Below are 13,966 nucleotides of genomic sequence, written 5' to 3'. Positions count from 1 at the left end.
TTTCCTTTCTTTTATTATATTTTTGAAATAATTCTTTTATTTTGAAATAATTGATTTTCCTTTATTTCAGCTGATAGCTCAGTCCGATGGTGCCGTAGATGGGATACATCGACTGCTCTATCACGTGGAAGTCTTTCTTGAACACTTCTGATAAGCCCCAGGTTAAGCCCACGTAGCCGCCCCAGCGCTTCGAGAAATTCCAGTCGGCACCTACGTCGATGCCAAACTGCCAGTTGCGCATATCGCCCGAGAAGTCGTATTCGCCACGCTCTCCGTCCTCATGTCCCAGTTCTACCTTGGGCCCCGTAGGGTCGCCCTGGCGCAGATAACCGTCGTAGGCGCTGCCCTCAAACTTATGCGAGGTGACGTAGGAGAAGTAAGGACCCAGCTTCAGACGAAGCTTCTCTGTAACGTCGTAAGTGGCTTGCACTGGTATAGTTGCGAGGCTCTGGTCAACCTTTGTTATAACGTTGCCCGTGAACACGCCATCCAGCTGTTCACCACCTTTCACCATGGTCATGTGGTAGTTCTTTACGCCCGCATCAATCTTCATGCCCTTGCCTTCGAAGTGCAGACCGAACATCAGTCCCCACTTGTTGTCCAGGGGATAGTGGGCGTCGATGCCGAGCAGCAGGTTAGGCTGCAGCGTGTAGCTGTGGAGGGTTCGGATGGTGGCAGGCATGCCGATAGGGGCAGTGCCACCCAGGTTGTAGCCGATGCGTGCCTGGTAGGTGAATTTGTGGAGCAGTTCTCCCAGATTCTGTCCCCATGCCTCAGCAGAGCAGAGGCATAGGATTGCGGCTGATATGATGAATGGCTTTTTCATTGTCTTGTCTTCTTTTTTCTAAATCTTCTCAATCTCTTCTTAATGAATCTTCTTTGTAAGAATCTTCTCATTGAATCTTCTTTGGCAGAATCATTTATTCCTTTTCGCAGGCGATGCGGAACTGATCCACCCACAATGTACTTCCGATGGCTCCCATGAACGAGGCGCCTTCTACGCTCGATGAGCAGACGATGGCCATGCTGTAGCCCATGTTTCTGAGTTTCTGGGCATCCACCTCCTTCTTATAAACGAAGTCGAGGTCGAAATGGGTCCACTCGGGCGTGTCGTCGATGTCTGGCAACTTGGCGATTGCCACCACCTGAGGGCTGGTCTGCACGTTGTCGCCATAGAGCACGATGCTGTTGCCCTCGGCGTCGTGGTTGTCGTAGAACACGGCATAGATGGTGCCGTAGTCTTTCTTGCCTTCCACCACCTTCTTCTGGCGGTTGGTGAACACATCGCCACGCTTGTATCGGTAGTAGCCGCTGAATTTGGTGGGCTTGAAACTTACGGGCACGCCAAACTGGGTGGCCTTCATGGCATCCTTCAGTGCCTGACTGGCGTCGAACTTTCCGATGAAGAGGTTGCCCGCAGCGATAGGCATCTTGGCCATTGCGCCAAACTGGTCGGTATCGCTGGTGGTGAGCTTCACGCAGGCACCGTCGTAGCCTTGCTCCACAGGTACCGTTGGATATTGGTCTGGCTTGGCTGAGCTTCGGCTCATGTAGAAGCCCGGATTTCCCGTAGCCCAGTTGTTGGCAAGCGTACCGTCGTCGTTCTTGTCGCTCCAGACATAATATTTATGAACGGGCTTGTTTTCGTTGAGGAAATAGTTTTCGAAGTCGTACTTCATCATTTCGTAAACCACGGGCGGGAAGGTGAATCCCACTCTGTACTGCCGTTTCCAGTTGCCATCCTCGGAAGTAACGGTGTAGGTTACTTGCCCGTTGGTGAAATCCTGCATCGAACCGTTGGCAGGCGATAGGGTTGCGCCTGGTGTAATCTGGAATTTCGGTGCGAAGTGCGAGAGATCGGTTCCCTTTTTTACGAGGAAGCAGATTTCATTTTCCGTAGACATCACGTTCTGCAGTGTATCTGTGGCTTTGAGGAAGCATTCTTCCCAGTTGCCGTTGTTGGGGATGAAGGCCTGCTCAATGTCGCATTCGGCATTGAGGGGTTCATCCTTGAAGCACGAGGTGAATGCTGGGGCAGATAGTGCTATCGCGAGGATAGGTATGAATTTTGAATATCTTTTCATAAATGTCTCCTTATATTATATTTATTCGTGATGTTTCAGCTGCAAAATTAAGCAGAAAACTCGAAATTACCAAATATTTTCCTCTTTTTAGATATATTAGTTCCGAAATTAAACAAAATTAAGGCGGCGAAGCCCTAGAGACTTCGTCGCCTTTCAGATTTTCAAGTGCTATATCAATCTATAGTACTTTCAGATTTTCCTGTGCTGCGTAATCTAGATGGTTTCCCCCGTCTAGATTACTACGTCAGTAGAGTCGCCGCCGCTGCCGGTGTCCTTACCGCCGCCGTCGCTGCCTGAACCCGTGCTGCCCGGATTCTTGTCGCCGGTGGTGCCTCCGGTGGAGCTTCCGCTGCTGCCACCAGCGTTGCCACCGGCGTTGGTTCCGCCGCCGTCAGAACCATCGTCGAGACCGTTGTACTCGGTCATCTCCTCCACCTTCACGCCACGGAGCATCGACTTGATGCGCTTGTTCATGTACATCTCGATGGCTGGTGCGAAGACCACGTGGAAGCCCTTGATGTTGGCGATGGTGAACTTTTTCGGGGTATCGGCAGGGGAGGTGCTGATGCCCACCTTGAAGGAACCGAATCCGTCGAGGATCACGCGCTTGCCGTCGGCGAGGGCATAGGCGATTTCTGTTTCCAGTGCGTTGATCACGGCGATGATGTCTGGCTCGGTGAGGGTGCATCGCTTACCGATTTTCTCGGCGATTTCCTTGGTGCGGATCACGCCGTCTACTACGGCTTTGCCGTAGATTTTGCCGCGGGTTGCTGAGCCCTTGCGGTTGTTCTTCACTTTTCTGTACTTTACGCTCATAATACAAAGATTTAAAGGGTTAATAAAATAATTTAATAAAATAATTTGGTGAATCAAATTGATTGCTATCAGCTCATGCACGAGCTAACGCCAAGCGATGTGGCGATGGCTGTGAGCACCGAGATGACAATCTGAATCACTGCTTTCCATGTCTCTTTCTTCATACAATCTCCTTTCTTGAATCATTAACTGAAGTTTCGCAAGTAGCATTCTACCGTCCCCGAAGGGGGCGAATGTGAATAACCGCGGGTGGAATGACCGAAGGGAATGGAACCTGCGGATAGTCACAGATACTCTCTTATCGTCCCCGAAGGGGGCGAACAGGAGCAAGACTGGATGTGGTTCGCCCCCTTTGGGGACGCTTTCTCCCTACTATTAGTTTGTCCGCAGGTTCCATGACCTTCGGTCATTCCACCAGCGGTTATTGAAAGTTGGCCCCCTTCGGGGACCGGAGGTTACTTGCGAAACTTGAATCATTAAAATAAAATCTGATAACGGTTCTTCCTTCGCATCGTATAGCTCACATGAAGCCAGCGCTGCGTGCCGGGCGAGGCGCCGCGAGGCTCCAGGATCATCTGGTCGAAATGGCAATGCTCCTCGATGAAGCCGGAATACTTCTTCAGAATCTCATCGTTGGGGATGAAAAGATCGGCAGCCTCGCCCAGGGTGTGCTGACTGCCCGGCACGCCGTGCACAGCCAGGTTCAGCTGCGGACAGCGATAGCCACTCGTAACGGTGATGACTCCGAAATTCTTTCTCAGGGGTTCCAATACCTGCTCGCAGAGCATCATCAGGCGGATGATGATGATGGCATCCTGCGGCGTGTTGTCGATGCCATACTTGATGGCGGTGCCCGAACGGAGAAACTCTCCTAGGGTGAAGTGGGTGGAGAGGAGCATCTGCTGCATCCTCTCCAGTTCCAGTTCTGTGTGTTGTTCCATACGCATTAGATTATTAATTTGTGAATCAAACTTTTGCCTACTACTTTCTTCTGAATTACACTGCAAAGATACAAAAAAAAATGGCTCTTGTCAAGAGTTTCAGGGTTACATTGTGGGTTACATCGTGGGTGACATTTCAGAGGCAAGCTTTGCGCCAACAGGAAGAAAGCCTTACTCCAATCCGGAGTAAGGCTCACTCCGGCTTGGAATGAGCCTTACGTAACGTTCGTTTGAGCCTCACCCCGGCTCGGAGTAAGCCTCACTTCAGATTCAATCTAGCCTCCCTTTGACTCAATCTCTGTTCATCATCAGCAGCAGTTCGATGATGCGGCAGGGAGGATTCTTCTGCATCTCCTTCATGTAGAACAGGGTGATGCTGTCGGGTAAGATGCGGCGGCGCTGCTCCATGGATCTCAGCTTGCTCAGTGCATTGGCGGGGTGTTGGGGCACGGGGATGCCCACCTGGCGGCAGATGACCTTATAGAGCTGCTGCAACGACAGCGGACGGAAATGGGCGTCGTGCCAGGCGTCGCAGGGGTCCTCCGCTTCCTCCCCGCTGATGCTCTTCTGCGAGGCGATATCCCTCACGTCGTGCACGAACTCGATGAGCCAGCACTGCGTATGCGTCCACTGATACCGCTGCGGGTCCTGCTGCAATATCCACTCATAGTCGGCGAGCATCATCTCGTGTGCCCGCTCCTTCAATTCATTGTATTCTTCTTTTGTCATAGGTGTATCGTCTTGAAAATAAGATTGTTAACTATCAACTATCAACTATCAACTATAAACTCTCAACTCTCAACTCTCAACTCTCCCACGGCTCCTCGTCCTTCGGCAATACCTTGGCATACAATACCTCGGCGATGCATTCCTCTTCTGATGCACGCTCGTCGTATCTGCCGCAGGGCTGCCTCATGTAGTACACCTTGCCCGGACGGCAGAACTCCTGGTCTCTCACCTTCAGCATCTCTACGATGGAATACGTCTTGCCCTCCTGAGGCTTGTTCACGCGAGTCACCGTGAGCAGATAATCCGCAAGATTCGCCCACTGCGCACTGCCCGCAATGCTGTAGAGATCCAGCGGCGGGAATGCCTCGTGGCCGTCCTTATACTGAATTCTCGGGTGCGCCACCACCACCGTCCAGACGTGATGCGCACGGCTCCACTGCTGCAGTCGGGTAAGCATCAGCTTCACCTTCTCCGTCTCCGTGGCACGGCTGCCGCCCTCCGTCACGTTGATGAACACATACGGGTCTATCACCAGGAAATCTATCTTCTGCTTCTTCTTCCTCATCTCGCTCTCGGCAAGTTCCGTGATGTATTTGCTGTCGGGCAGACGGCTCTTGGTGTCGAAGTCCACCATGTGGCTCATCAGGAATTTCAGGGCGTGGCGGTTCACCAGGCGCGCCTCCTCGGGCGATTCGTTGCCGTCCATCGTCTCCGTGTTCTCCACGCCCAGGGCTATGCGCGCTATCTCCCTCACGTGCTTGCCCTTGATAGGCTTCTCGAACGAGAAGAAGGCCACGCGCTTGTTGCAGTTGTACATCAGATGCGCCATCATGCAGTTCAGGAAATCCGTCTTTCCCGAGTTCGGGCGACCCGTCAGGATGATGAGCCCGCCATCCGAAGTGGGGTGGAAGATGCCGTCGGTGAGCTTGCCCATGCCCACCTCGTAGCCGTGGTCGTAGTTGCCCATCAGAATGTCAAGCACCTCGTCGGCATTCTCCTCCAGGTCGTACACGTCGCCCTCGTTCGCCGGCTTGGCCTCGCTGATGATTCTCGCCACCTCGTCCCTGCCGAACGCCTCGTACACCTCGCTGATGTCTTTCTTGCCGCTGGGCAGGCTCGCCACCTTGGCACGGGTGGGATACTGGTTGATGAGCGACTTGACGAGCATTCTTCCCGGACGGTCGGAGTCGCCGCATATCACGATGTCCTCAGCCTGCAGAATCCATTCCTCAAAGGCCTCGTGGCTCTCGGCGATGTTGGTGGCGGCGCCGTTGGCTACGCTCAGCACGTAGGGGAATCCGCAGCTCATCAGGGTGAGGCGGTCTTTTTCGCCCTCGGTGATGATGATCTGTCGGATGATTCCGGCTTCGGGGCGCAGGTCGTTGATGCTGTCGATGCCGTAGGGGGCGCAGGGCTTGGTGGGCGAAATCTGGGTGAATCCCTTGCTCCATTCGCCGATGACGGGGTTCTGCTGCACGCTGCGGAACTTGGCGTTGATGATTTTTCCGAACAGTCGGTTGCAGTATACGATGGCAGGCACTTCCTCCACGCCCTTGGGGTCCTCGCTCTTGGCGTCGTTGGCGGGCTGCATGATGAAGGCGCACATCACGCCCTCCTTTCGGATGACGTCGGGCGATAGGTTCATCGCCTGGATGTATCTCTGCACCATGCCCTGGAGCGAGAGGATGCGCTGCGGCGGGAGCATGGGTTTCGCCTTGGGGTTGCGCTGGGCAACGTTGGCGGGGTGGAAGTGCTCGATGAACCGTGCCTCTTCCTCGGGGTCGCTGAAGGGGTAGATGGGGTAGAGGATGGAGCGGGTGGCGGCATCTATTTCCTTGTAGTCGTCGGTGCTCATGGGCACGTAGTTGTCGGGCAGGTCCTTGCCGTTGCGTTTCTTGGCGGCGTAGCTGCCGTCGGGGTTGAAGCTGCCGTCGGCTCCCTGCTGTGCGTTGTAGCTGCGTGATTTCATCTCGTCGAGTTGTCCCTTCATTTCGCACGAGAAGCAGTAGATTCTGCCGTCGGAACGTTTCACGTAGCAGTGTTTCTTTCCGCAGGTAGGGCATGTCACTTTGATGTTGACGGGCTGCTTGTGGATCTCCTTCATGGCGTCCTGCGTGATTTTTCTGAGTTGCGCCAGGGTTACCTTTTCGGAGGATGCATCGCTGGATGAGGATGCATCTCTGAATGATGATGCATCGTTGAATGATGAATCATCGCTTTTCTTGGATGCGAATTTTCCGATACCATGGAATTGTTCCTGGTATCTCAGATAGAGTACTCTATCCGCTAGAGAAATTTTCTCTAGGATTTCGGGGAAGTCTGTTGCATAGTATCGAGGCTTCTCTCTTTTGTTTAGTTGCTGATTGTCAGTCATAATTTATGTTTGTTTAAATTCAAAAATTCAGTATTGAAGTTTCGCAAGTAGCATTCTACCGTCCCCGAAGGGGGCGAATGTGAATAACCGCGGGTGGAATGACCGAAGGGAATGGAACCTGCGGATAGTGACAGATACTCTCTTATCGTCCCCGAAGGGGGCGAACAGGAGCAAGACTGGATGTGGTTCGCCCCCTTTGGGGACGCTTTCTCCCTATTATTGGTTGTCCGCAGGTTCCATGACCTTCGGTCATTCCACCAGCGGTTATTGAAAGTTGGCCCCCTTCGGGGACCGGAGGTTACTTGCGAAACTTGAATTTGTTTAAATTAAAAATTCAGTATTGTTGTTGTTTTGATGAGAGGGTGTTTCTTCTCTTACGTCTTCCGCTAGGCGTACCGTCGGATTTGCAATCTGGCGTTAAAAAATGTCCCAACCTATTGATGCTCTGCGGATTTGCAATCCGCAGCAAGGGAGCATGCCATCTCCTCCATCTTCCAGCAGTGTGTAAACTTGCTCCAGGTGGCCTGGTCGGATGGTCGGGGTGGGGCTTCTGGCGGGATGCGGTGCTGTGCGCTGGCACCATTGGGCAGCAGGGTGTCGTAGAATCTCTGCTTCGACGCCTGGTCCTGATACTCGAATGGAGAGACGGGGCGATTCTGTCGGATCCTCTCCCCGGGATGCTCTGCCAGATACTTCTTCGTGTCGGCGATGGCCTGCGTCACTTTCTTTAGCATGAACTCCTGGTTGATCAGGTTCTTGAGCCAGCAGCTCTGTCCCTCTATGGTACGGATGCTCATCATGCGATTGCTGTTGTTCAGCAGATAGGGATAGAGATAGTTGTTGAAGAACAGTTTCGTTGCAATGTTGGTAGGGCATGCGGCGTTGGGGTCGGTGTAGAGCCCTACCATCATTTTCTCGGTGGCATCGTTCACGGGTTTCACCACATTGGCGTAGGCATCGGGGTTGGTTTTCACGTAGTCAAGCAGCGCCCTGGCCTTGGTATACACCAGCTGTCGGTATTCGGCAGAATTTTGAGTGCTCGGAGTAGAAGCCTGCGTAGCCTTCTGATTTCCGATTTGAGCAAGTTGGCTTCCGCTAGTATAGGGAGAAATATTTTTCTTTTTTATATTTTTCTTTTTATTATATATATTATTATTATAGCAGAAGCCAGCTTGCTCGTTTCCGGCTGAATCATTTCCGTTTCCAACCGAAAAATCCTCGGAATTCATATCCTCAACTTGGGGCTCATGCCAGATGGGAGTGTAGAAAGCCAGTAGATTTCTGTCAGCATGGCGCCCCTCGTCATCCTTCCAGATAAATCCGAAGCCCTTGCATCTGATAAGAAGCTCTACGAAGTCATGGCGGTTGTGGAATTTCAACCCCTTGGCTATCTGTCCGAACATATTGCAGTCGTACACCTTGTCGGTGTTCATCCATGCCGGCTCCCCGAAGTAGAGCTTCAGCATCTTGAGAATCTGCGAATCCGAGAGCCCGGCTCTTGCCCAGGAGGCGAGAAGCTGGCGCTCGGTGATGATGTCGACGCTGGTGGTGAGTGGCTTGATGGTGAAGTCGCTTGCATAGCTAGTTGTGTTGTTTGTCATTATAATTCTGAATTTTATGATTGAATTTGTTGAAGTAGAATTTATTCAGGTTGTTAACCGCCTCAATGCTCTTGACATCTTCTGTCAGATAACTGCCAAATGTGCCGAATGCCTTGCAAAACTCCTTTCTCAGATTTTCGAAATCTTTATCATTCATGCAGGGAATCACCCCTTTGAAGTTTGTTCCTGCTTTCTTGCAACTTTCGATAAATTCGCTGTTTTTGTTGAGCGGAGGCTCCATCAGGATGATGCATACGGCCATGCGGTCGATGGCATCTCTCGAGAGGCTGTGATTATCGGGGATATCGAAGTATTTATTCACTGTGCTGTTGTTCATGTTAAGGGTCATTTCAAACACATTCTTGTGTATGCCAAAGTGCTTGTGCAGCTTTCGTACAAAGCTGCTAACTCTGCTACTCTCCTTTTTCAGAAAGACCCATCTTTCCAAGTAGAACGGATCTTTCTGAGCCATCTCTACATCGTATGTGATGTAGATGTTGCCCAATGAGTCATCGGGCTTTCCTTTTCCTTTTTCCATTATTCTTTTCTTTTCACGAAGGCGACTTTGCCTTACGCACTACAAAAGAATTAAAAAAAACTGACATAGCCAAAAAGCTCAATACTTCCTATACTATAGTCGTGAAGTATTGAAAATTGTTTCCGACCCAACTTTGTTTTCAGTATGAAAAACTTTGTTTTTGTAATAATAAATCGTAACAGAATTTGCGCAAGTATCTCCTCCACACGCCCTGAAAGGGCAGAAGCTCCTAGCCCAGGGCATCGCCCTGGGTAATGATGGAAGCAAGCCTGTCGCCCTGTAAGGGCAAAAGCTTTTAAATACCAGCAATATACAAAGCTTTTGCCCTTACAGGGCGCTTTGCTGATTGTTATTATACCCAGGGCGATGCCCTGGGCTAGGAGCTTCTGCCCTTTCAGGGCGTGTGGAGCCTACTTGCGTAAGTTTTGCAATTTATGATATTCTCTTCCTCGCTTTTCGCTTTTCAAAAAATCTGCAAAGCTTTGCGAGATTTAACAGAAATAATTTGGTAGTTTCGGATAATTGACGTATATTTGCAGGGTAGGAGAATGAACTATATAAAATTGAAGAATACAAACAATTTAACAAAATAAGAGCTTATGAAGAATAACAGATTACTTCTCTTCGCAGGTTCACTGCTCATCCCTATGGTGGTGATGGCAGGTCCGCGAAGCTTCCAGCAGGCTAAGGCTATCGCCGAAAAACAGGCGGCACTGCTGGGCGTTACCATCGACCAGAAGGCGATGACCAAGGCAAGAAAACCTTAATTCCGCAACACTATAGTTTAACATTATTTATAAGTGCCTGAGCAACAAAAAGTTGCCCAGGATTTTGCCATGTCAGAATTTTCACTTACCTTAGTGTTGCGAAAAGAAGACAAGCAAAACTCTAATATGACATGGCAAAGATACAAATAAAATCTGAGAAACTCACTCCTTTTGGAGGAATTTTTTCTATTATGGAGCAATTTGATGCTCTTTTAGCTCAAACCATAGATTCCACCTTGGGATTGAGATGCACTATGTTTGGTTATCAATATAGCGAAATTCTACGCTCTCTGATGTGCGTATATCTTTGTGGCGGCTCATGTATTGAGGATGTTACAACTCACTTGATGAAACATTTGTCTCTTCATCCAACTCTTCGCACTTGCAGCGCAGACACCATATTGCGTGCTATCGAAGAACTGACTTGTAAGAACATCACCTATAAATCTGCTTCTGGCAACTCCTATGATTTCAATACTGCAGACAAGATGAACTGCTTATTGATCAAAGCCCTGCTTGCTACTGGTCAATTGAAATCCGGTCAAGAGTATGATTTTGACTTTGACCATCAGTTCATTGAAACAGAGAAGCATGATGCAAAACCAACCTACAAGAAGTTCCTGGGCTATAGTCCAGGTGTGGCAGTCATTAACGACATGATTGTCGGTATTGAAAATAGAGACGGCAACACAAACGTGCGCTTCAACCAAAGAGAGACTTTGGAAAGAATCTTCAAGCGACTGGAGGCATCAGAAGTATATATATCCCGTGCCCGCATGGATTGCGGCTCATGCTCGGAGGAAATCGTAGATATGGTAGAGGCTCATTGCAGGCATTTTTATATTCGTGCCAACAGATGCTCTTCCTTCTACGATTCCATGTTTGCCTTGACTGGATGGAAAACTGTTGAAATCAACGGTATTGAATTTGAGCTGAATTCCATCCTTGTTGAGAAATGGAAAGGAAAACCGTATCGTCTTGTCATACAGAGACAAAGGCGAATAGATGGAGACCTTGACATTTGGGAAGGCGAATATACCTACAGATGTATACTGACTAACGATTACAAGTCGAGTGCAAGAGACATCGTGGAATTCTACAATCTTCGTGGTGGCAAGGAACGCATCTTCGATGACATGAACAATGGCTTTGGCTGGAATCGATTGCCAAAATCGTTCATGGCACAGAATACTGTATTCCTGCTTATGACAGCTCTCATCAGAAACTTCTACAAAGCTATTATGCAGAGATTGAAAACCCATGAATTTGGATTGCGTGCCACCAGCAGAATCAAGACCTTTGTTTTCAAGTTCATCTCTGTTCCTGCGAAATGGATTAAGACATCACGTAGGCATGTATTGAATATTTACTCAGACAACAATGCTTATGCCAACCTGTTCAAGACAGACTTTGGTTAAAGACCATGCTTTTCTGGTTAAACCAGCGTATTACCTCAAGTCGCTTTATGGGGTAAGGGGATTTTGTGTCTGCGACATTTCTGTTGTGCAAGAAATATGTACAATAAAATGAATTTTGTCGCTTTGCAAGCAAAATCCCACTAAACCCTATAGGTTGCGGATTTGAGGGAAAACAGGGCGATAAGGGAGAAATGAACCTATCGCAGCAAAGCTATTACGTGTTCCCTAATGCCAACAGCAAGGGATTCACCATCGTGTCGGGAGACGACAGACTGCCCGAAATCGTGGGATACTCAAGCCAGGGGTCCTACGACGAAAACAATCTCCCAGAGGGATTCGTCAGCTTTATGAAAGCCTATCAGAATCTTTACAACAAGGTGAACTTGGGCGATGCAGAGGCGTTGAAAAATCTGGCGGAAATCAAGGCGTGGAGAAATAAGAAAAATGCATCAGCAGCATCTACCTCTGCCGTAGCTCCGCTCCTGGGAAATATTGAATGGGACCAGACTTCGCCTTATAATAATATGTGTCCAAAATACGACAGCGTGCATGTGGCTGCCACCGGATGCGTGGCAACGGCGATGGCGCAGGTGATGGCATATTACAAATATCCAAAGCAGCTGAAGGCGGATATTCCGGGCTACGTGAACCGATGGAACGGCATCCCGATGGAGATTCCTACCATCACCCAGGAAGAAGGCGTCTACGACTGGGACAACATGCTGCCTAAATATAATAAGGAGGCAAATGCCACACAGCAGCAGAAGGATGCCGTGGCAAAACTCATGTATCATTGCGGTGCTGCCGTGAGAATGAGCTATGGCCCGGAATCGGGAGCAGCCGTATCTTCCTCTAAACTGGCAAAATACTTCGGCTATGATGCCGACCTGATGATGGATCTGAGCCGCTCTTCCTTCACCCTGGATAAGTGGATGCAGATCATCGATACCGAACTGGCGGCGGGCAGACCTGTGCTCTATGGCGGACAGTCGTCGGAAAATGGCCACCAGTTTATCTGCGATGGCAAGGATGAAAATGGGCTCTATCACATCAACTGGGGATGGAGCGGCAACCAGAATGCATACTTTGATCTTTCTATCCTCAACCCTGAGAAGGGCGGCACCGGTTCGGGAAGTGCGGCCGACGGATTCAACCGCTATTGCACGATGACCATCGGTATTGCGCCCGACAATGGAGTGGTGGATGCTCCGCTGGCACAGATTCCTTCCATCTCGGTGTTGTATGATGCGGATTATGTGGTTATCACCAAGGGTACCCGAAAGTCGAAGAGCGATAAGTTTGAATTCACGCAGCAGGTTACCTTCGTGAACCAGGTTAAGCAGGCTTTCAAGGGCTTCCTGGGCTTGGGAATCTTGCAGAAAGACGGAAGCTATAAGCTGGTGAGCGACAAGAAATATGTTTCTTTCGATGGAAAGCGGGAGGATGGAATGATGAGCTCCCTGGATCCGAAACTCACTGTGAATGAGGCTTTTGAGGTGGGTAAGACTCCTGTTTATGCCATCTACAGCACTGATGGAAAGACTTGGGAGAAGGCTGACTATATGAACGGCAATGCTCCATTGGTGGTGAAGGCTACGGATTACGAACTTTCGCTGGCTTCTGCGCTGAATGCCCAGTTGAAGCTGGAGTCTGCGGAGCTGAAGACGGGTGCTAAAAGTACTTTCCAGGTAACATTGAGCAACGACTGTGATTTCGAATATCAGGGCATCGTGAATGTTTTCTCTGATATGATTGCCGAGAAACCATCTGCTTTGGTTACGGACATCTTCGTCAGCGTTCCTGCCCATGGCACCATCACCCGCAGTTTCGAACTGCTTCCGAAGAAGGCTGGCGATCTCTATCTCTGGCTTGATGATGCAATGGCATGCGTGAACGTGGGTGGTACTAAAGCAGGCATGAACCTGATTGATGCCCAGAAGTTTACGGTGGAGCAGGGCGAAGTGCCAACCATTTATCTGGTTGAGGCATCAACGAATGCCGAGCCTGAACTTTACGAAACCGAGCTGGCTTATTTTGGTGGCAAACTGGTGAGAGCGCCAAGAGTGAATGACGACAAGGCTGTGTTTACCTATAAGATTCAGAACGATGGTCCTGCGTGTACAATTAATATGGGCTTTGCTGCAGTAAGTGGTGATGATCCAGAACCGATTTTCAGATATTCCATTGAAGATGTTGCATTGGCAGGTAATGGTGAGGTGACTACCTTTACGAAGACGGTGACTCCAGAGGAGAAAGGTTCTCATTCTATCTGTGGATGTATAATGGCTATCAGTTCCTCTCAGTTGGTGGATTTCCCAACCTATCTGTCTCCTTACATTCTGTATTATGTGGAACCGATAGATAACTACCAAGGTTTCAGTATGAAGCCAGCCATGCAGCTGGTTTATGTATCGGGCACTTCTGCCGGCATTTCTCATATCGAGAAGGATGCCTCTGGTTTCTGGGATGTATATACGCTGAGTGGTCAGAAGGTAAAGAGGGTTGCTGCTGGTTCAGATCTCCAGCGTCTCGGTCTTCCTGCAGGCATCTACGTAGTGAACCATCAGAAGATTTTGGTGAAGTAAGAATCATAAGAATCTTGTGAAGTAAAGGATATTCTCAAACAAAAAAGGGTGTGTCATAGGTTTATGACACACCCTTTTTTTATGTTTCCTTTTTATATTGTACTGAACTTTCG

The 13,966-nt window shown here is 49.6% G+C and carries 12 protein-coding genes; 3 read left to right on the top strand and 9 right to left on the bottom strand.

Features of this window, described 5'->3' with window-relative positions; translation table 11 throughout:
• Nucleotides 1-61: 61 nt before the first annotated feature.
• The 9 genes from KUA49_RS11610 to KUA49_RS11570 all read right to left on the bottom strand — a co-directional run bounded on the left by KUA49_RS11610 (nucleotide 62) and on the right by KUA49_RS11570 (nucleotide 9,083).
• On the bottom strand, nucleotides 62-826 hold the full coding sequence (locus KUA49_RS11610) for a porin family protein (RefSeq protein ID WP_218413045.1): 765 nt from the start codon (nucleotides 824-826) through the stop codon (nucleotides 62-64).
• A gap of 94 nt (nucleotides 827-920) precedes the next feature.
• Nucleotides 921-2,084, bottom strand: coding sequence for a PCMD domain-containing protein (locus tag KUA49_RS11605; protein WP_218413044.1), 1,164 nt, complete (start codon nucleotides 2,082-2,084; stop codon nucleotides 921-923).
• 231 nt (nucleotides 2,085-2,315) lie between these two features.
• Nucleotides 2,316-2,900, bottom strand: coding sequence for an HU family DNA-binding protein (locus tag KUA49_RS11600; RefSeq protein ID WP_218413043.1), 585 nt, complete (start codon nucleotides 2,898-2,900; stop codon nucleotides 2,316-2,318).
• Between the two features lie 68 nt (nucleotides 2,901-2,968).
• Nucleotides 2,969-3,064: a smalltalk protein gene (locus KUA49_RS11595; RefSeq protein WP_203038646.1), complete on the bottom strand. Its 96-nt coding sequence runs from the start codon at nucleotides 3,062-3,064 to the stop codon at nucleotides 2,969-2,971.
• A 312-nt stretch (nucleotides 3,065-3,376) separates the two neighbouring features.
• Entirely contained in the window at nucleotides 3,377-3,841 is a 465-nt protein-coding gene (locus KUA49_RS11590; RefSeq protein ID WP_238405122.1) for a D-Ala-D-Ala carboxypeptidase family metallohydrolase, read from the bottom strand.
• A 291-nt stretch (nucleotides 3,842-4,132) separates the two neighbouring features.
• Nucleotides 4,133-4,570: a hypothetical protein gene (locus tag KUA49_RS11585; protein ID WP_218413042.1), complete on the bottom strand. Its 438-nt coding sequence runs from the start codon at nucleotides 4,568-4,570 to the stop codon at nucleotides 4,133-4,135.
• A gap of 76 nt (nucleotides 4,571-4,646) precedes the next feature.
• The gene (locus tag KUA49_RS11580; RefSeq protein ID WP_218413041.1) at nucleotides 4,647-6,944 is read right to left on the bottom strand and encodes a bifunctional DNA primase/helicase; all 2,298 of its coding nucleotides are present in this window, start codon (nucleotides 6,942-6,944) and stop codon (nucleotides 4,647-4,649) included.
• 434 nt (nucleotides 6,945-7,378) lie between these two features.
• A complete protein-coding gene (locus KUA49_RS11575) occupies nucleotides 7,379-8,545 on the bottom strand; it encodes a hypothetical protein (RefSeq protein ID WP_218413040.1) in 1,167 nt (388 codons plus the stop codon).
• Nucleotides 8,526-9,083, bottom strand: a complete 558-nt coding sequence (locus KUA49_RS11570) for a hypothetical protein (RefSeq protein ID WP_218413039.1) — start codon at nucleotides 9,081-9,083, stop codon at nucleotides 8,526-8,528. Before KUA49_RS11570 ends, KUA49_RS11575 begins: the two co-directional genes overlap by 20 nt.
• Before the next feature lie 599 nt (nucleotides 9,084-9,682).
• On the opposite strand from KUA49_RS11570, the gene KUA49_RS11565 reads away from it, so the two are divergent.
• The 3 genes from KUA49_RS11565 (at nucleotide 9,683) to KUA49_RS11555 (ending at nucleotide 13,853) form a co-directional block, all read left to right on the top strand.
• On the top strand, nucleotides 9,683-9,850 hold the full coding sequence (locus KUA49_RS11565; protein ID WP_218413038.1) for a Spi family protease inhibitor: 168 nt from the start codon (nucleotides 9,683-9,685) through the stop codon (nucleotides 9,848-9,850).
• Nucleotides 9,851-9,981: 131 nt separating this feature from the next.
• Nucleotides 9,982-11,268, top strand: coding sequence for an IS1380-like element IS942 family transposase (locus tag KUA49_RS11560; RefSeq protein WP_055235773.1), 1,287 nt, complete (start codon nucleotides 9,982-9,984; stop codon nucleotides 11,266-11,268).
• 191 nt (nucleotides 11,269-11,459) lie between these two features.
• Nucleotides 11,460-13,853 (top strand): C10 family peptidase, encoded by a 2,394-nt coding sequence (locus tag KUA49_RS11555; protein ID WP_218412764.1) that lies wholly within the window; start codon nucleotides 11,460-11,462, stop codon nucleotides 13,851-13,853.
• Nucleotides 13,854-13,966: the final 113 nt, after the last annotated feature.

The organism is Segatella copri (assembly GCF_019249655.2).
In the GTDB taxonomy this organism is placed as follows: Bacteria; Bacteroidota; Bacteroidia; order Bacteroidales; family Bacteroidaceae; genus Prevotella.
Note: the sequence above shows the minus strand (reverse complement) of the source record. Positions and strands in the feature narration are given on the sequence as shown.